General features: G+C 72.6%; 15 protein-coding genes and 1 pseudogene. 3 read left to right on the top strand and 13 right to left on the bottom strand.

Going from position 1 to position 18,330, the window contains the following annotated elements; translation table 11 throughout:
* From PV350_RS33440 to PV350_RS33430, 3 genes and pseudogenes are all read right to left on the bottom strand, one after another.
* A pseudogene (locus tag PV350_RS33440) lies at positions 1-410 on the bottom strand (hypothetical protein); the annotation flags it as partial.
* 37 nt (positions 411-447) lie between these two features.
* Entirely contained in the window at positions 448-1,029 is a 582-nt protein-coding gene (gene nadD / locus PV350_RS33435) for a nicotinate-nicotinamide nucleotide adenylyltransferase (RefSeq protein WP_499511856.1), read from the bottom strand.
* A 34-nt stretch (positions 1,030-1,063) separates the two neighbouring features.
* Positions 1,064-1,222, bottom strand: a complete 159-nt coding sequence (locus PV350_RS33430; protein WP_018556595.1) for a hypothetical protein — start codon at positions 1,220-1,222, stop codon at positions 1,064-1,066.
* A 141-nt stretch (positions 1,223-1,363) separates the two neighbouring features.
* On the opposite strand from PV350_RS33430, the gene PV350_RS33425 reads away from it, so the two are divergent.
* A complete protein-coding gene (locus tag PV350_RS33425; protein WP_499511857.1) occupies positions 1,364-2,485 on the top strand; it encodes a M48 family metallopeptidase in 1,122 nt (373 codons plus the stop codon).
* On the opposite strand, the gene PV350_RS33420 is transcribed toward PV350_RS33425, so the two are convergent.
* From PV350_RS33420 to proB, 5 genes are all read right to left on the bottom strand, one after another.
* Positions 2,406-3,548: an SCO2583 family membrane protein gene (locus PV350_RS33420; RefSeq protein ID WP_500337400.1), complete on the bottom strand. Its 1,143-nt coding sequence runs from the start codon at positions 3,546-3,548 to the stop codon at positions 2,406-2,408. The two genes, PV350_RS33425 and PV350_RS33420, sit on opposite strands and share 80 nt — an antisense overlap.
* A gap of 65 nt (positions 3,549-3,613) precedes the next feature.
* A complete protein-coding gene (locus PV350_RS33415) occupies positions 3,614-4,102 on the bottom strand; it encodes an SCO2584 family spore wall biosynthesis protein (RefSeq protein WP_500337399.1) in 489 nt (162 codons plus the stop codon).
* Between the two features lie 71 nt (positions 4,103-4,173).
* Positions 4,174-5,499: a glutamate-5-semialdehyde dehydrogenase gene (locus PV350_RS33410; protein ID WP_499511860.1), complete on the bottom strand. Its 1,326-nt coding sequence runs from the start codon at positions 5,497-5,499 to the stop codon at positions 4,174-4,176.
* Positions 5,500-5,589: 90 nt separating this feature from the next.
* Positions 5,590-6,036 carry a DUF8830 family protein gene (locus PV350_RS33405; RefSeq protein WP_499511861.1) on the bottom strand — a complete coding sequence of 149 codons (447 nt, stop codon included), beginning with the start codon at positions 6,034-6,036 and terminating at the stop codon, positions 5,590-5,592.
* A gap of 126 nt (positions 6,037-6,162) precedes the next feature.
* A complete protein-coding gene (gene proB, locus PV350_RS33400) occupies positions 6,163-7,281 on the bottom strand; it encodes a glutamate 5-kinase (RefSeq protein WP_500337401.1) in 1,119 nt (372 codons plus the stop codon).
* A gap of 374 nt (positions 7,282-7,655) precedes the next feature.
* Between proB and PV350_RS33395 the strand changes: the two genes are divergently transcribed.
* On the top strand, positions 7,656-9,689 hold the full coding sequence (locus PV350_RS33395) for a hypothetical protein (RefSeq protein WP_500337398.1): 2,034 nt from the start codon (positions 7,656-7,658) through the stop codon (positions 9,687-9,689).
* Positions 9,690-9,774: 85 nt separating this feature from the next.
* Here PV350_RS33395 and galE read toward each other — a convergent pair whose 3' ends face one another.
* A complete protein-coding gene (gene galE, locus PV350_RS33390) occupies positions 9,775-10,758 on the bottom strand; it encodes a UDP-glucose 4-epimerase GalE (protein WP_500337397.1) in 984 nt (327 codons plus the stop codon).
* A 264-nt stretch (positions 10,759-11,022) separates the two neighbouring features.
* On the opposite strand from galE, the gene PV350_RS33385 reads away from it, so the two are divergent.
* Positions 11,023-12,102: a CDP-alcohol phosphatidyltransferase family protein gene (locus PV350_RS33385; protein WP_500337396.1), complete on the top strand. Its 1,080-nt coding sequence runs from the start codon at positions 11,023-11,025 to the stop codon at positions 12,100-12,102.
* Between the two features lie 93 nt (positions 12,103-12,195).
* On the opposite strand, the gene obgE is transcribed toward PV350_RS33385, so the two are convergent.
* The 4 genes from obgE to PV350_RS33365 all read right to left on the bottom strand — a co-directional run.
* Positions 12,196-13,635, bottom strand: a complete 1,440-nt coding sequence (gene obgE / locus PV350_RS33380; RefSeq protein WP_500322943.1) for a GTPase ObgE — start codon at positions 13,633-13,635, stop codon at positions 12,196-12,198.
* Between the two features lie 115 nt (positions 13,636-13,750).
* Entirely contained in the window at positions 13,751-14,005 is a 255-nt protein-coding gene (gene rpmA, locus PV350_RS33375; RefSeq protein ID WP_449706282.1) for a 50S ribosomal protein L27, read from the bottom strand.
* Positions 14,006-14,019: 14 nt separating this feature from the next.
* A complete protein-coding gene (gene rplU / locus PV350_RS33370; protein WP_018556584.1) occupies positions 14,020-14,340 on the bottom strand; it encodes a 50S ribosomal protein L21 in 321 nt (106 codons plus the stop codon).
* Positions 14,341-14,573: 233 nt separating this feature from the next.
* Positions 14,574-18,330 (bottom strand): Rne/Rng family ribonuclease (locus PV350_RS33365; RefSeq protein ID WP_500337395.1); only part of this gene is annotated, 3,757 nt, incomplete at its 5' end.

Raw genomic sequence — 18,330 nt, 5'->3', positions numbered from 1 at the left:
GTCTGCGACGGGGGCTGCGGGGGTGCCGGCGGCTGCTGTCCGTACTGCTGCTGCTCGTAGTACGGCTCCTGGTACTGCGGCTGCTGCGGGATCCACCCCTGGTACTGCTGCGTCTGCTGGGACTGTTGGGGGTGTTGGGGTTGCTGCTGCGGCGGCTGCGGTTGCTGGTACTGCTGCTGCTCCTGCGGGTAGTACGGCTGCCCGGGGTACCCCTGCTGGCCCTGGTACGAGGGCTGCTGACCGGTCTGCTCGCCGGTCTGCTGGGCGTACGGGTCGTACTGCCCGTACTCGTTGCCGTAACCGTTTGCGTAGTCGCCCTGCTGCTGTGCGTAGGGGTCTTCTCCGTAGGGCTCCTGACCGCCCCGCTCGGGTGTTCCCTCGGCGTATTGCCATCGGGGGTAGTCGTTCACTGGGGACCCCTCCAGTTGCCGATCAGCCGCTGATCACTTACCGGTACAGCCTGCGTTTGTCGATGTAGCGGACGACGCCGTCGGGCACGAGGTACCAGACCGGCTCCCCCTTGGCGACCCGCTGACGGCAGTCGGTCGAGGAGATCGCCAGGGCGGGCACCTCCACCAGGGAGACCCCGCCGGCCGGGAAGCCGGGGTCGGACAGGGTGTGCCCGGGGCGGGTGACGCCGATGAAGTGCGCCAGCGAGAACAGCTCCTCGGCCTTGCGCCAGGAGAAGATCTGGGCCAGCGCGTCCGCACCCGTGATGAAGAACAGCTCCGCCTCGGGGTGCTCGGCCCGCAGGTCGCGGAGCGTGTCGATGGTGTAGGTGCGGCCACCGCGCTCGATGTCACTGCGGCTGACCGAGAACTGCGGGTTCGACGCGGTGGCGATCACCGTCATCAGGTAGCGGTCCTCGGCCGCCGACACCTTCTGCTCGCTCTTCTGCCAGGGCCGGCCGGTGGGCACGAAGACCACTTCGTCCAGCTGGAAAAGGTGCGCCACCTCGCTGGCCGCCACGAGGTGACCGTGGTGGATGGGATCGAACGTCCCACCCATCACACCGATTCGCTCCTTCATGCGGATAGACCCTACCCGCATCGCCTGATCGAGCTCAGCGGTCGCGGTTGAAGCGGGTGGTGATGAAGAGCAGCAGCAGCAGCGCGAACAGCGCGCCACCGCCCGTGAGGTAGGGGCTCAGGCTCTCGTGGTTGCCGCCGCCCTCGCCCTCGGCGAGCGTGGTCAGAACGGCGGCGGTCGCGTAGGAGGTCATTCGGCTGTCCCTTGGTGGCTTCGGGGTCTGTCGACGGGCGGAGGACTCGGCAACATCGTACGGGCGGCCGGGGTGGAACTTCGCGGTGGCTCCGCGCGTCCTCACTAGGTACCCAACGGCCGAACAGGGGGGCGGGGACATATGTCCGGTCCGAACGATTCGAGTGGTGCGAGCGGCGGCGCGAACGACGGAGGGCGGCTTCCCGGACGCAACCGGCGGCGCTTCGAGGGCATCTCCTCGCGCGCGTACGAGCACCCGGCGGACCGTTCCGCGCTGGTGGCACTGCGCAAGCTGAGCGGCTTCGACACCGTCTTCAAGGCGCTCAGCGGCCTGCTGCCGGAGCGCTCGCTGCGGCTGCTGTTCCTCTCGGACTCGGTGCGCGTCGGCGACCAGCAGTTCGCGCACCTCAACGACATGCTGCGGGACGCCTGCTACATCCTCGACCTGCCCAAGGTCCCGGCGATGTACGTCACCCAGGACCCGCAGCCCAACGCGATGTGCATCGGGCTGGACGAGCCCATCATCGTCGTGACCACCGGGCTGGTGGAGCTGCTGGACGAGGAGGAGATGCGGGCCGTCGTGGGCCACGAGGTCGGCCACGCGCTGTCCGGCCACTCCGTCTACCGCACGATCCTGCTCTTCCTGACCAGCCTGGCCCTGCGGGTGGCGTGGATTCCGCTCGGCAACCTCGCGATCATGGCGATCGTCACCGCGCTGCGCGAGTGGTTCCGCAAGTCGGAGCTCTCCGCGGACCGTGCCGGACTCCTGGTCGGCCAGGACCTGCAGGCCTCGATGCGCGGCCTGATGAAGATCGCCGGCGGCAACCACCTGCACGAGATGAACGTGGACGCCTTCCTGAAGCAGGCCGAGGAGTACGAGGAGTCCGGCGACCTGCGCGACTCCGTGCTGAAGATCCTCAACGTCCTGCCGCGCAGCCACCCGTTCACCACGGTGCGGGCCGCGGAGCTGAAGAAGTGGGCGGCGAGCCGCGACCACCAGCGCATCATGGACGGCCACTACCCGCGGCGCAGCGAGGACAAGGACACCTCGGTCTACGACTCGTTCAAGGAATCCGCGAGCCACTACGCCGAAACGGTGAAGACGAGCAAGGACCCGCTCATGAAGCTGCTCTCCGACATCGGGGCGGGGGCCGGCGACGTCGGCGGCCGGCTGCGCGACCGCTTCACCGGGACGCCGGGCTCGGGCTCCGGCCCGTCGGGGCGCCCGCCGAAGGACTCGCAGGACCCGCCGCCGGAGGGCTGATCCCGGGTCCGGCCGCCGGGGCCGGGGCGAGCACGCCGCACACCGAGCTGATCTCGTGGCGGTGGTCGTGGGGGTCGACCCCGGGCTGCACCGGCGGCCGCTGCCCGGCCAGCAGCGGCAGGAAGTGCGCCACGGGGGCGGTCACGCAGGACAGCGGCCCGGCCTCGACGGCGGCCTGCAGCAGTTCCACGTGCTTGTCGCGCAGGTCCGCGCGGTCGAAGCGCAGCCGCAGCTCGCGCCGCACGGTGAACAGGGAGGCCTGGCCGCTGCCCCCGGTGGCGGCCTGCACGGCGTAGACCAGGGTGTGGTCCGTGACGACCTCCAGGGCCTCCTCCCCCGCCTCGGACACGGTCATGGTGCCGCGCACCTTGACCTCGTCGTCGGCGAGGGCGACGCGGGCGGGGTCGAAGCGCACCAGCCAGCCGGTCGCCGCGTGGCGCCCGTCGTCGGCGGGCCGCTCCAGGCTGCGGTCGAACTGGTCGAGCTGTCCGGGGTCCAGCATGGTGCGCACCGTGCGGATGTCCCCGCCGGTCAGCGCGTCGGGATCGGCGGAGGAGGCGACCAGGTACTCCTTGGCGGAGACCAGGGCCTGCATGACCTGGCTCTCGCTGAAGTGCGCGGTGCGGCGCGCCGGGGGCAGCGCGTATCCGGTCCCGCCGGCCCGGTAGTGCTCGGCGCGCTGCCCGGCGAACGGCCGGGACCGGTCCACGGCGGCCACCGCGGCCGTGGGGGCGAGCGGCAGCAGGGTGATCTGCAGCGACTGCGCCACGGGAGGGGCGGGCTGGTCGTAGGGATTGCGTATGCCCAGGTAGACGGCGGTGCCGAAGGCCACGGCGATCAGGAGGACGAGGACCAGGGCCTGGCGCGGGGCGCCGCCGCGGGCCCAGAGCCGGCGGGTGCGCACCGAGCGGGCCGATCCGTCCAGCCGCTCCCGCGCGGAGAACTCCTGTATCCGGGCAGCCCGGACGAACGATTCGTCGAAGACGACGGATCGGTACTCGTCCTCACCACCTCCCGGGGAGCCCTCGGGGTTCCCCTCCGGTGGGTCTCCAGGCCCGGCCATACAACAAGCGTAGGTCTGTCAGGGCCCTTTAAAACGTCCTGGTACGGGACAAGTTCGCGAGGCGCTCAGGGGGTGTGGCTGACCGCCACCGGGGGTAGCGACGGGGCTCCGATCCGGCCCGTCGGGGAGGGCGGTACGGAGGGCTGGCGGGCCCCTCCGGCGCCCCGGTAGACCGCCGCGAAGGTCAGGGCGACGACGCCGATGCCCATCACCACGGCGAGCACCCACGCCACGGTCCGGTGCCAGCGGCCGTGCCCCCGGTACGGGCGGCGCTGGGCGTAGAGGTCCTCGTACTCCTCGTCCTCCGCGGAGTGCTCGGCCTCCTCCTGGTCGTACGGACCGCTGCCGTCCTCCCCGCCCAGCACACGCGGACGAGACGCCTCGGCCTCGGCCTGGGCCGTGGCGGCGGCGAGCATGCGCTCGTGGGCGCTCGGTTCGTGGAAGGCGGCCGCCCGTATGAAGGCCTCGTCGAGCACCACGGACGCGAATTCGTCATCCGCGCCACCGTGGTCCTCGCCGTCCGGGAACGGCTTGCCCCCCAGTTCGTCCGGCACCCGTCCAGAATAGGGCCGATGACGCGGATTGGGCAGGCCGCTCGGAAACTCCGTCCGTCCGCCGGGGCCGGTCAGCCGCGGACGTGGCCGTCCCCGGTGTAGACGTACTTGGTCGAGGTCAGCTCCGGAAGGCCCATCGGCCCCCGGGCGTGCAGCTTCTGGGTGGAGATGCCGATCTCCGCGCCGAAGCCGAACTGCCCGCCGTCGGTGAACCGGGTCGAGGCGTTGACGGCGACGGCCGCGGAATCCACCAACCGGGTGAACCGCCGGGCGGCCGGCTGCGAGGTGGTGACGATGGCCTCGGTGTGCCCGGAGGACCACAGACGGATGTGCTGCACGGCGGCGTCCAGCGAGTCCACCACGGCTGCGGCGATGTCGTGGCTCAGGTACTCCGTCTCCCAGTCCTCGGCGGTGGCCGGGACGACGGTGGCCTTGGTGCCGCTCTTCTCGGCCAGTTCCCGCACCCGCTCGTCGGCGTGCACGGTGACCCCGGCCCCGGCCAGCGCGTCCAGGGCGCGCGGCAGGAAGTCGGCGGCGATGTCCCGGTGCACCAGCAGCGTCTCGGCGGCGTTGCACACGCTCGGGCGCTGCGCCTTGGAGTTGAGCAGGACCGCGACGGCCGTGTCGAGGTCGGCCTGCGCGTCCACGTACACATGGCAGTTGCCGGTGCCGGTCTCGATCACCGGGACGATGGACTCCTCGACCACCGTCTTGATGAGGGAGGCGCCGCCGCGCGGGATGAGTACGTCGACCATGCCGCGGGCGCGCATCAGCTCGCGCACCGACTCCCGGCTCTCCCCCGGCACCAACTGGACGGCGTCGGCGGGCAGTCCGGCGCCGCCGACCGCGTCGCGCACCACCGTCACCAGCGCGGTGTTGGAGTGGAACGCGGAGGAGGAGCCGCGCAGCAGCACCGCGTTGCCGGACTTCAGGCACAGCGAGGCCGCGTCCACGGTGACGTTGGGCCGGGCCTCGTAGATGATGCCGACCACGCCCAGCGGCACGCGGATCTGGCGCAGGTCCAGCCCGTTGGGCAGCGTGGAGCCGCGCACCACCTCGCCGACCGGGTCGGGCAGGCCGGCCACGTCCCGCACGTCGGAGGCGATGGCGCGGACCCGCTCGGGGGTCAGCGTCAGCCGGTCCACGATCGCCTCGTCGGTGCCCGCCTCACGCGCGCGGGCGACGTCCTTGGCGTTGGCCTCGACGATCTCCCGCGTGCGGACGACCAGGGCGTCGGCGATGGCCAGCAGCGCGTCGTCCTTCACCGAGCGCGGCAGCGGCGCGAGGTCTTCGGCGGCCGCACGGGCGCGGTAGGCGGCCTGCAGCACCGGGCTCTTCGGCCACGGCGAGGGCAGGGAGGCGGCGAGGTCGTCGTTGCTGTGGCTGCGGCTGCTCATAGCGGCCAGGGTACGGCGTGGGCGCCGGCCGGCGGGACGGCTTTCCGGCGGGTGAGACCGTGCCGCGCACGGCTGCCGGGCCGGTGCGGCTCAGTAGGGATGCACGCCGAGGGGCGCCGCCGGGGGCGGTCCGTAACCCTCCGCCAGGCGCTGGTGGTAGGTGTCGCGGTCGATGACCTCCAGGCCCACCGTCTCCCAGGGCGGCAGGTTGGCGGAGGAGCGGTGCTCGCCCCACAGCCGCAGCGCGATCGCGGCGGCGTCGTGCAGGTCGCGGGCCTCCTCCCAGTACCGGATCTCGGCGTGGTCGGCCGCGTACCGGCTGGTCAGCAGGAAGGGGTGGTCGTTGGCGAGCTGCTCCAGCGCGCGTCGCACCTCGGCGAGCGGGGCCTCGGGCCCGCAGACGCTGAGCGTCACGTGCCAGAGCCGGGACACGGGGCGCTCCCGCGCGGGCGGGGCGGTGTCGTCGCTCGTCACGCTCACCAGTGTCCGCTCCGCCGTCCCTCGGGACGACGATGCCCCTGGGCGCCCTCGTCTCACCGGCGGCCTCCCTGTCGTCCCTGTCGTCGCGTCCCTGGCCTGATTCCGTGCTCCGCCCTCAAAGTCCAGCAGCCCGGAAGCGGGCGCGGGGCGGTTTTCACGAAGTAACCACGAAGGAGGTCCGCCTCAGTGGTGCAGGAGTACGAGGTCGTCCCGGTGCACGACCTCGCGCTCGTAGGCGGGGCCGAGCTCCCGCGCCAGTTCGCGGGTGGAGCGCCCGAGCAGCCGGGGCAGCTCCTTGGCGTCGAAGTTCACCAGGCCCCGCGCGACGGCGTGGCCGGAGGTGTCGCGCAGTTCGACCGGGTCGCCGGCGGTGAAGTGGCCCTCGACCGCCGCGATGCCGGCCGGCAGCAGCGAGGTGCGGCGCTTGACGACCGCCTGCACGGCGCCGTCGTCCAGGATCAGCGCGCCGAGCGGGGTGGAGGCGTGGGCCAGCCACAGCAGCCGGTCGGCGGAGCGCTTGCCCGTGGCGTGGAAGAGGGTGCCGGTCCGCCGTCCGGCCAGGGCGTCCGCGGCCTGCGAGGCGGAGGTGAGGACGACCGGGATGCCGGCGCCGGCGGCGATCCGGGCGGCCTCGACCTTGGTGACCATGCCCCCGGTGCCCACGCCGGCCTTGCCCGCGCTGCCGATGGAGACGCCCTCCAGGTCCCGCGGCCCGTGGACCTCCTCGATGCGCGAGGTGCCCGGGAGGGCGGGGTCGCCGTCGTAGAGCCCGTCGACGTCGGAGAGCAGGACGAGCAGGTCGGCGCGGACCAGGTGGGCGACGAGGGCGGCTAGGCGGTCGTTGTCGCCGAAGCGGATCTCGTCGGTGGCCACCGTGTCGTTCTCGTTCACGATCGGCATGGCGCCCATGGCGAGCAGCTTGTCCAGCGTGCGGTAGGCGTTGCGGTAGTGCGCCCGGCGGCTCATGTCGTCGGAGGTGAGCAGCACCTGGCCGACCCGAACGCCGTACCGGGCGAAGGAGGCCGTGTAGCGGGCGACGAGCAGGCCCTGGCCGACGCTGGCGGCGGCCTGCTGCCGCGCCAGGTCCCGGGGCCGCCGGGTGAGCCCGAGCGGTGCCAGGCCGGCGGCGATGGCGCCGGAGGAGACCAGGACGACCTCCTTGGCGGCCGCGCCCTCCTGGGTCCCGCACGCCTTGGCCAGCACGTCCACGAGGGCGTCCACCCGGTCGGCGTCCAGGCCCCCGGCCGCCGTCGTCAGCGACGACGACCCGACCTTGACCACGACCCGCCGGGCCTCCGCCACGTCCTGCCTCGCGCTCGCCACGTCCGTCCCTTCCCTCTGCCGGCTTCGCAATCTACGGCAGTCGGGCGACCGGGCGCCGCCGCCTTCCACCCACCGGACGGCGACTGGGACGGCCTGTACGGGGCAGACGCGCCGTGAAGCCCGCGCCCGAACACCCCTTGACGAGATGTGAAATTCATATAAGGGACGCTTCACTCCGTAAGCAAAAAAGTCACAAGAGAACCATCCCAATGGGAACGATTTGCCTGCGGATTCGAACACGGGGCAGCGTGCACGGGTACGGCGAACCGGCACCCCGGGCGGCCCAGCGCACGCTCGCGCGTCCGGGCGGTTCCGCCGGGCCGCCGAACGTACGACGATGGGAAGTTGCCGCTGTGAAACGTGCCGTGGGGAAACGGCCGGGAGTCCACCACTTCGGCCTCCTTCTGGCCCAGATGTGCGCCCTGATCGCGCAGGTGGTGGGCGTGGCCCTGCCCAACGGGGCCCTGATGGCGGGCGCCGCCCTCGCCGGTTGCGCCGCCGACGTCTGCCTGCACGCAGGCAAGCGCCCGCCGCCCAAGGCCCTCGGCCTGCTCCAGGCGGAGGCGGTCACCCGGCAGTCCCTGCGCGACCTGCTGCTGATCGTCGGACTGCTGCGCCTGGACCAACGGGAGTCCGTGCTGTTCCACCTCGTGTGCCTCGGCGGCCTGTTGTACGTCCACGGCGCGCACATCGCCCTCCAGGGCGGGGCCGCGCTGGCGCAACGGGCACGCCGGCTCCCCGTCGTCACACGCAACATCGACACGTCCGAACTGCCGCTGCCCGCCCCGCCACCACCCCTGATCACCCGTCAGCCGGGCCTGCGGCTGCTGCTGGTGGGGAGCCCGGCGACCTTCGGGCTGAGCGTGGCCGCGGCGACCGGGGCCACGGCGTACGCCGCCGACGGCGTCGCCCTGTCCGCGCTGCTGGCCACCGTGGCGCTGGCCCTGCTCGCCCGGTCCTTCATGCCCGGCAGGCGGCCACCGGGCGCGGAGGAGGTCCTCGAGTGGTTCGACCGCTGGCTCGACCGCTACCAGCCCACGGTCGGCATGTACTTCTCCGGGGGCGCGAGTTCCGCTTACCAGGCGAACATGTGGCTGGCCCCCCTGGCCGAGCTCGACGGGCGGCCGGTGATCCTGCTGCGCGAGCGCGGGATGGTGCCGCGCATCGGCCCCACCGATCTCCCCATCGTGTGCCTGCCGAAGGTCGCCGACCTCATGCGGCTCGGCGACTCCAGCCTCAAGGTGCTGCTCCACCCGGCCAACGCGCCGAAGACCTCACAGGTGCTGCGCATCCCGTCGATCATGCACGCCTTCGTCAACCACGGCGAGAGCGACAAGCTGTCCAGCTGCAACCCGTACGCGAAGGCGTACGACGAGGTCTGGGTGGCGGGCCCCGCGGCCCGGGAGCGTTACGCGCTGGCCGAGGTGGGCGTGGCCGACGAGGACGTCGTGGAGGTCGGCCGTCCGCAACTGGGCGGGATCCGGCCGCATTCGGGCCCACCGGCGCCCGGGAGCACCCTCACGGTGCTCTACGCGCCCACCTGGGAGGGGTGGACCGACGACCCCGGCAACACCTCGATCACGGTGGCCGGTGAGGCCATCGTCCGCCGGTTGCTCGCCGAGCCCGCCGTCCGCGTGCTCTACCGCCCGCACCCGCTCACCGGCAGCGTCGACCCGCGGGCCGGTGCCGCCCACCGGCGGATCGTCGAACTGATCGAGGACGCCAAACGGCGCCGTACGGACTCCGCCCTCCCCGGGCAGCGTGACCTCCTCCGGCACAGCGAGCGCGAACTGGCCCGGCTGACCGCCGCCTGGTCGCTGCCCGACGCCGACGACCTGGAGCGCATGGCCGACCGCGGCACGACGGGGGACGGGAGCGTGGCAGCCGCCGTACGACGGGCGACCGCGGCGTGGGAGGCCGCGTACTGGGCGGCGCATCCCGCGGACGAGCACCTGGTGATCGTCGAGGAGCGTCCCGGCCTCTACTCCTGTTTCGACCACTGCGACCTGCTGATCACCGACGTGTCCAGCGTGATCTCCGAGTTCCTGGTGAGCGGCAAGCCCTACGCGGTGACGAACACCACCGACCGGAGCGAGGCGGGATTCCGCGCGTCCTTCCCCACCGTGCGGGCCGGGACGGTGCTCACCCCTGACGCGGCGGGCCTGGGCGAGCTGCTGGCCGTGGTGCGCGGCACGGCCGAGGACACGCTGGCCACCGCGCGTGCGAACCTCAAGGAACACCTGCTGGGCCCGGCGGCGCCGTCCGCCGCGGAGCGCTTCCAGGAGGCCGTGCACGCCCTGGCGGCCCGGGTGGACGAGCGGCGGGCCAGGACGGCGGCACGGAGCGCCCCCCAGGCCGTCCCACGGCAGCGCGCCGGGGTCGCGTGACCGGCGCCACGGACGCGGGAGGGGGGCTGCGACGGAACGATTTCGTTCCGTCGCAGCCCCCCTCCCGCGGTCTTCGGTACGGAACTCAGTGCCGGACCTGCTCCGGGTGGCGCAGGCACCAGCCGGCCCAGGCGGAGGCGACCATCTCGCGCACCTCGTGGCGGGCGGTCCAGCCCAGTTCCTCCTCGATCCGCGAGGCGGAGGCGACGACCCGGGCGGGGTCGCCGGGGCGGCGCTCGATGACCTGCGCCGTGGCGTCGGTGCGGCCGGTGACCGAGCCGATGATGCCCACCATCTCGGCGACCGAGACGCCCTCGCCGCGGCCGATGTTCAGCACCAGGGCGGCGTTCGGGTCCTGCGCCAGCCGGCGCGCGGCGGCGACGTGGGCGGAGGCGATGTCCTCGACGTGGATGAAGTCGCGCACGCAGGTGCCGTCGGGGGTCTCGTAGTCGTCGCCGAAGATCAGCGGGGGCTTCCCCTGGGAGAGCCGTTCGAAGACCATCGGCACGAGGTTGAAGATCCCCGCGTCACCCAGCTCGGGCGTGGCCGCGCCGGCCACGTTGAAGTAGCGCAGGCAGGCGGTGGCGATGCCGTGGGCAGCACCCGTCGCCCGGACCATCCACTCGCCGACGAGCTTGGTCTCCCCGTACGGGCTCATGGGCGCGCACGGGGTCTCCTCGGTCACCAGGTCGACGTCGGGCATCCCGTAGACCGCGGCGGAGGACGAGAACAGGAAGCTGGTCACCCCGGCGCGCACCGCGGCCTCCAGGACGGTCTGCAGGCCCTGGACGTTCTCCCGGTAGTAGTGGAGCGGACGCTCCACCGACTCCCCGACCTGCTTCTTCGCCGCGATGTGCACGATCCCGCGCACCGAGTGATCGCGCAGTACCCGGTCCAGCAGCTCCGCGTCCAGCACGGAGCCCTTCTCCAGGTGAACCCCGGCGGGCAGCCGCTGCGGGTCGCCGGTGCTCAGGTCGTCCACGACGACGACCTGCTCGCCGCCGTCGGTCATGGCCTTCACCACGTGCGAACCTATGTATCCGGCACCGCCAGTAATCAACCACGTCATCCGACGCATCCTAACGGCTCTGCCACGGGCGCCCCTAACCCCCTGCGGGACGGGCCCCGCGGTACACTCCGCCGACTTTTTGTTTACTATCCATTCATCCACACAACCGTTTGCCGTCGCCCCGCGTCGTACGAACGGTTGGAGCAGGCCCCACCGCGGGACACCGCTCGCCCGACGGCCCGCGCAGCATCGCGGACGCGTCCCAGCCTCAACCGATCCGCCACCCGGTTCGGTGCCTGATTCGCCTCGAAAGGGTTCTGGTCCATGGAAATACCGCCGCTCGCGGAAGTACGGCGCCTCACCGAGAAGAAGCGGGACGCCTGGTGGACCGTTTTCCTGGTCGACCCCGTGGCGACCCCCTTGGTGCGCTGGACGGCCAGGTGGACCCGACTCACCCCCAACCAGATCACCTGGGGCGCCCTCTTCCTCGGCCTGGGAGCCGCGGCCTGCTTCGCGCTCGCCGACTGGAAGTGGCTGATCATCGGCGCCGTGCTGTACCACTTCAGCTTCATCCTGGACTGCATGGACGGGAAGCTGGCCCGGCTCACCGGCAAGGGCTCCGAGTTCGGCGGCTGGCTCGATTACATCTTCGACCGCATCCGCGTGGTGTGCTGCGCCGCGGCCCTCATGGGCGGCCAGTTCTACCGCACGGACAACCCCGTCTACATGTGGCTCGCCCTCGCGGTGATCTTCCTCGACGCGCTGCGATACCTCGACGCGCTGCAGATCTTCAAGGTGCGGCACGGCATGCGCAAGAAGATCCAGAAGCGCCTGCAGGAGATCGACTCCGCCAAGCCGCACGCCTTCATGGAGGACCTGCTGCGCGAGCGCTCGGAGGACGAGACGCAGGCCGAGGCGGAGGCCAGGAACGAGGCCGAGGCCGAGACGGAGGCGGAGGCGTCCGTACGGACCGTCCCCGCGCAGTGGACCGGTCCCGACGCCGCCCGGCCGGCCGCCACGGTCGCGACCGACGCCGCCACCCCGGCCGACCAGGCTTCGGACGCCGCACCCGGGCGGGTCATCGACCTTCAGGTGACGTTCAAGGGTCGTTTCGGCCCCTACGCGGCCTTCCGCGACTTCCTGATCCGGCACCGGGTCCGGCCGCACCTGATCAGCGGCATCGAGTTCCAGATGGCGGTCTTCATCATCGCGCCGCTGACCGGTGCCATCATCGGGACCACGATCGCCGCGGCCGCGCTGCTGCTGATCTTCGAGTTCGCCATCATCTACAAGCTGCTGCTCTCCACGCGCGACTTCGAGCGCGTGATGGCCGACCTCGACGAGGAGGCCCGGTCGTACCACGAGAGCGACAGCGCGACGCCCCTGCAGACGTCCATGAGCTGAACCGCTCGCCGGCCGGTCCCCCGGCCGGCCGTGCACGGACAAGGGCCGGCCCCCTCGGTGAGGGGGCCGGCCCTTGTGCTTCGCGGTCGCGGCTCAGGAATCGAACGGGTCGAAACCCTCGAACTCCTTCTGGACGTCGTCCCGTTCGGCGTCCCGGTCCTTGCGGCGCTGCGCAGCCGGCCGGGGCTCGTCGAAGCGGTGGTCCTCGCCGCGGCGTCCGAGCATCTCCGCGCCGGCCGCCACCGACGGCTCCCAGTCGAAGACCACGGCGTCGTCCTCGGCGCCGATGACGACCTCGTCGCCCTCCCGGGCGCCGGCCTTGACCAGCTGCTCCTCGACACCGAGGCGGGCGAGCCGGTCGGCGAGGTAGCCGACGGCCTCGTCGTTGGCGAAGTCGGTCTGGCGCACCCAGCGTTCGGGCTTCTCACCGCGGACGCGGTAGAAGCCGTCCTCGGCAGTGACGGTGAAGCCGGCGTCGTCCACGGCCTTGGGCCGGATGACGATACGGGTGGCCTCCTGGACCGGCTGGGCGGCGCGCGCCTCGGCCACGATGCCGGCGAGGGCGTAGGACAGTTCGTTGAGGCCCTTGTGGGCCACCGCCGACACCTCGAAGACCCGGTAGCCGCGCGCCTCGAGGTCGGGGCGGACCATGTCGGCGAGGTCCTGGCCGTCGGGGATGTCGACCTTGTTGAGGACGACGATCCGCGGACGGTCCTCGAGACCGCCGTACGCCCGCAGTTCCGCCTCGATGACGTCGAGGTCGCTCAGCGGGTCGCGCTCGGACTCCAGGGTGGCGGTGTCCAGGACGTGCACCAGGACGCTGCAGCGCTCGACGTGCCGCAGGAACTCCAGGCCCAGGCCGCGTCCCTCGCTGGCGCCCGGGATGAGCCCGGGGACGTCGGCGACGGTGAAGACGGTCGAACCGGCCGTGACCACACCCAGGTTGGGGACGAGCGTGGTGAAGGGGTAGTCCGCGATCTTCGGCTTGGCCGCCGAGAGCACGGAGATGAGCGAGGACTTGCCCGCGCTCGGGTAACCGACCAGCGCCACGTCGGCGACCGTCTTCAGCTCCAGGACGAGGTCCCGGCTCTGACCGGGCTCACCCAGCAGCGCGAACCCCGGCGCCTTGCGGCGCGCCGAGGCCAGCGCCGCGTTGCCGAGGCCGCCGCGGCCGCCCTGGCCGGCGATGAAGGTGGTGCCGTGGCCGACGAGGTCCGCGAGCACGTTGCCGTGCCCGTCCATGACGACGGTGCCGTCCGGGACGGGCAGGACCAGGTCCGTGCCCTCCTTGCCGGAACGGTTGCCGCCCTCGCCGGGCTTGCCGTTGGTGGCCTTGCGGTGCGGGTGGTGGTGGTACTCGATGAGCGTGGTGACCGACTGGTCGACGACCAGCGTCACATCGCCGCCACGGCCGCCGTTGCCGCCGTCCGGGCCGCCCAGCGGCTTGAACTTCTCCCGGTGCACGGAGGCGCAGCCATGGCCCCCGTTACCCGCGGCGACGTGCAGCTCGACGCGGTCCACGAAGGTGGTCATGCGGATGTTCCTCCAGATGCGTACGGGAATGTCTGTGGGTTAACGCGCCGAGGGCGGACCTGCTTCCCGGTCCGGGAAACAGGGTCCGCCCTCGGTGAAGTCGTATCGCGGCCGATCAGGCGACCGGGACGATGTTCACGACCTTGCGACCACGGCTGGTGCCGAACTCGACCGCACCGGCGGCGAGGGCGAACAGCGTGTCGTCCTTGCCACGGCCGACGCCCGAGCCGGGGTGGAAGTGGGTGCCGCGCTGGCGGACGATGATCTCACCGGCGTTCACGACCTGGCCGCCGAAGCGCTTGACGCCGAGCCGCTGGGCGTTGGAGTCGCGACCGTTCCGGGTGGACGATGCGCCCTTCTTGTGTGCCATCTCTCCTCAGTCCCTTACTTCGCAGCGGCGGGGATGCCGGTGATCTTCAGGGCCGTGTACTGCTGACGGTGACCCTGACGACGGCGGTAGCCGGTCTTGTTCTTGTACCGCAGGATGTCGATCTTCTGGCCCTTGTGGTGGTCCACGATCTCGGCCTGGACCTTGATCCCGGCCAGCACCCACGGGTCGCTGGTGACGGCGTCGCCGTCGACGACGAGGAGCGTCGAGAGCTCGACCGCATCGCCAACCTTGCCAGTGGAAATCTTGTCAACCTCGACGATGTCGCCGACGGCCACCTTGTGCTGGCGGCCACCGCTGCGCACGATTGCGTACACGCGGAACTCACTCTCTCGCTCGGATCGTCACTCCTGACGCCAGCCGTCCCTGCGGTGCTGGGGGGCCTCTGCCGGCCGTGGCCGGTAGGAAGATGCTCAGGAATGGGCGTCAAAACGCCGAAGGTCAAGGTTACGGGGCGTCCCCGATGGGGTCAAACCGGCGCCTGCGCGACCCCGTACGCACCGCGGGCCGTCCCCCCGGTGGGGAACGGCCCGCGGACGGTGACCCCGGGTCAGGACGCCTCGGTGGGCGCCTCGGCCGTGGCCTTGGCGGCGGCCTTCTTCGCCGTCGTCTTCTTGGCCACCGTCTTCTTGGTGGCGGTCTTCTTGGCGACCGTCTTCTTCGCGGCGGCCTTCTTCGCCGGAGCCTTCTTCGCGGCCGTCTTGCGCGCGGCCCGCTTCTTCGGCTCCGCCTGCCCGGCCTCGACGACCTCCGTCCCCGCCTCGGCCGCCGGGGTCTCCTCCGGCTGCGCCTCGGTGCCGGGGACGACCACGACCGCGGCCTCCTCGCCGGCGGACGGCGCGCCCGCGGGGGCGGACACCCTGCGCGTGGCGCGACGGCGCACCGGCGCGGCCGGCGCCTGGACCTCCGCCACCGGCTCCGGCTCGGGGGCCGGGGCCGGAACGGCCGGCTCCGCCGCGGGGACGACCACGGTGGCGGCCTCACCGGCGGGGGCGCTCGGCGCGGTGGCCTTGCGGGTCGCCCGGCGCCGGCCACGGACCGGTGCGGCGGGCTCCTGCACCGCCTCGGCGATGCCCACGACGGCGGGCGCCTCGGGGGCGGTGGCCGTCGCGGCCTCCGCCGCCTGGGGCTCGGTGACCGGGGCGACCGACGGGACGACGGTGACGATCTCGGCCGTGGCGTCCGGCGAGCTCACCGGGGCGGTGACCCGCCGCGAGGCGCGCCGCCGGGAACGCCGGCCCGCCGCCGCCTCGGCCTCGGCCGGGCTGCCGTACCAGTCCTCGTCCCCGCCGATGGCGGGCACCAGCTCGGCCTCGGTGACCGCGACCGGCTCCAGCTCGGGAACCTCCTCCGCGGCCTCCTCGGCCTCGGTCAGGGCGGCGGTCTCCGCGACCGCCGGCTCCTCCGCCGCGCCGCCACGACGGCGCTTGCGCTTGCCGCCGCCACCGGCCGCCGTGGCCTGGTCCATGTGGACGATGACGCCGCGGCCGTTGCAGTGCACGCAGGTCTCGGAGAAGGACTCCAGCAGGCCCTGGCCGACCCGCTTGCGGGTCATCTGGACCAGGCCCAGCGAGGTGACCTCGGCCACCTGGTGCTTGGTGCGGTCCCGGCCCAGGCACTCCAGCAGCCGGCGCATGACCAGGTCGCGGTTGGACTCCAGCACCATGTCGATGAAGTCGATCACGATGATGCCGCCCAGGTCGCGCAGCCGCAGCTGGCGCACGATCTCCTCGGCCGCCTCCAGGTTGTTCCTGGTGACCGTCTCCTCCAGGTTGCCGCCCTGGCCGGTGAACTTGCCGGTGTTGACGTCGATGACGACCATCGCCTCGGTCCGGTCGATCACCAGCGAACCGCCGCTCGGCAGCCAGACCTTGCGGTCCAGCGCCTTCAGCAGCTGCTCGTCGATCCGGTACGTGGCGAAGACGTCGACCTCGGAGGTCCAGCGGCCCAGCCGCTCGGCCAGGTCCGGCGCGACGTGCGAGACGTAGCCGTGGATGGTCTCCCAGGCGGTGTCGCCGCTGACGATGACCTTGCCGAAGTCCTCGTTGAAGATGTCGCGGACGACCCGGACGGTCATGTCCGGCTCGCCGTAGAGCAGCGACGGGGCGTTGCCGCTCTTGGCCTTCTTCTGGATGTCCTCCCACTGCGACTGCAGCCGCTCGACGTCACGGCGCAGCTCGTCCTCGCTCGCACCCTCGGCGGCGGTGCGCACGATGACGCCCGCGTCCTCGGGGACGATCTTCTTGAGGATCTGCTTCAGCCGGGCGCGCTCGGTGTCGGGCAGCTTGCGGCTGATACCGGTCATCGAGCCCTCGGGCACGTAGACCAGGTAGCGGCCGGGCAGCGAGACCTGGCTGGTCAGGCGGGCGCCCTTGTGGCCGATCGGGTCCTTCGTGACCTGGACCAGCACCGACTGGCCGGACTTGAGGGCCGCCTCGATGCGCCGCGGGCCGTTGCCCATGCCCAGCGCCTCGAAGTTGACCTCACCGGCGTACAGCACCGCGTTGCGGCCCTTGCCGATGTCGACGAACGCGGCCTCCATGGACGGCAGCACGTTCTGGACCTTGCCCAGGTAGACGTTGCCGACGTAGGAGGTGGCCTGCTCCTTGTTGACGTAGTGCTCGACGAGGACGCCGTCCTCCAGCACGCCGATCTGCGTCCGGTCGCCGTTCTCACGGACGACCATGACGCGCTCGACCGCCTCACGGCGGGCCAGGAACTCTGCCTCGGTGATGATCGGCACACGCCGGCGGCCCTGCTCGCGGCCCTCGCGGCGCCGCTGCTTCTTGGCCTCCAGACGGGTGGAGCCCTTGATGGACTGCACCTCGTCGACCGGCTCGGCCGTCTTGCGCGGCTCACGGATCTTGACGACCGTGCGCTCCGGTGCGTCCTCGCCCAGGCTCTCCTCGGCCGTCCCCTCGCCACCACGGCGGCGGCGACGGCGACGGCGGCGGCTGGTGCTGCTCTCGGCCGACTCCTCGTCCTCCTCGGACTCGTCCCCGGCGTCCTCGCCCTCCTCGTCCTCGCCGACCGTGCCCTCCTCGCCGTCGAGGGCCTCGCCGCGACGACGGCGGCGGCCACCGCGGCGGCGACGGCGGGACGGCCGCTCGCCGCCCTCACCCTCGTGCTCGTCGGCCTCGAACTCCTCGCCTTCGGCCTCCGCCTCGTCCTCCTGCGCGGCCTCGGGCTCCTCGGGGGCGTGCTCGGTCACGACCGCCTCCGCGGCCTCCGCGGCCTCCACGGCCTCCCCGCGCCGGCGGCGACGGCGACGGCGCCCACCGGTCTCGGCGGCGTACTCGTCCGCCTCGGGCTCCTCCTGCTCCTCGCGCTCGGCGGGCTGCTCCGCCTGCACCACACCAGGGGCCTGGAACACCGGAGCCTGGAACACGGCCATGGGCGGCCGTACGACCCGGCGGCGGCCGCGCGCGGGGGCGGGCTCCGCCTCGGGCTCGGCCTCAGGGGCGGCCTCGGCCTCGGGGACCGCGGCGGGCTCGGCGCCCTGCGCCTCCTGGACCTCGATGACGATCGTGTCCGCGGGGACGCCGAACGCCTCCGCGACGGCCGCGACCGCGGCGACGCGGGCCTCCTCGACGGTGTCGCCGTAGCCGCGGATCTCGTAGGCGTCCTCGACCTCGACGGCCCAGCCGGAGCCGTCCGGGACGGCCTTGGCGGTGTAGGCGCGCTGCTCAGGGGCGGCGCCCTCGGCGGCCTCGCCCCCGGCCTGGGCCCCCGCCTCGTCACGCGGCGCGAGAGCGCCCGGCTTCAGACGGCGGGAGCCGTCGTCGGCGGCGAGGAAGGATGCGGCCGGAGCGGTACGCCGCCGCGAGCGGGTCGTCCTGGACTTCTCGGCCTGGGGCTTCTCGGCCCTGCCCCGCTTCGGCTTCTCCGCGGGCTCCTCCTGCAGGGCCTTCGCGGGTGCGTCGGCGGCGGCCGCGGCCATGTCCTCGGCCGGGGCCGGGGCCGGGGCCGGCTCGGGGCTGGTCACCTTGCGCGTCGCACGGCGCCGGCTACGGGCCGGAGCCGCAGGCTGCTCGGCCTGCTCCGCCTCCGGGGCGGCCTCGGCGTGCAGCGGCAGGTCGGCCTGGAGTTCCTTCGCCTGCGTGTCGGCGGCGGCCGCGGGACCGGACTCCGCCTCGGCCTGGACCGGCTCGGGGCTGGTCACCTTGCGCGTGGCACGGCGCCGGGTACGCGCCGGAGCCGCAGGCTGCTCGGCCTGCTCGGCCCCGGAGGTCTCGGTCGAAGGGGTCTCCGCGGCAGGGGTCACCGCGGCGGGGGCCTCGGGGGCGGCCGCAGGAGCGGTGGCCTTG

Source organism: Streptomyces sp. PA03-6a, from assembly GCF_033792765.1.
Lineage (GTDB): Bacteria > Actinomycetota > Actinomycetes > Streptomycetales > Streptomycetaceae > Actinacidiphila.
The sequence above is the reverse complement of the archived record's forward strand: the minus strand, read 5'-3'. Positions and strand labels throughout refer to the sequence as shown.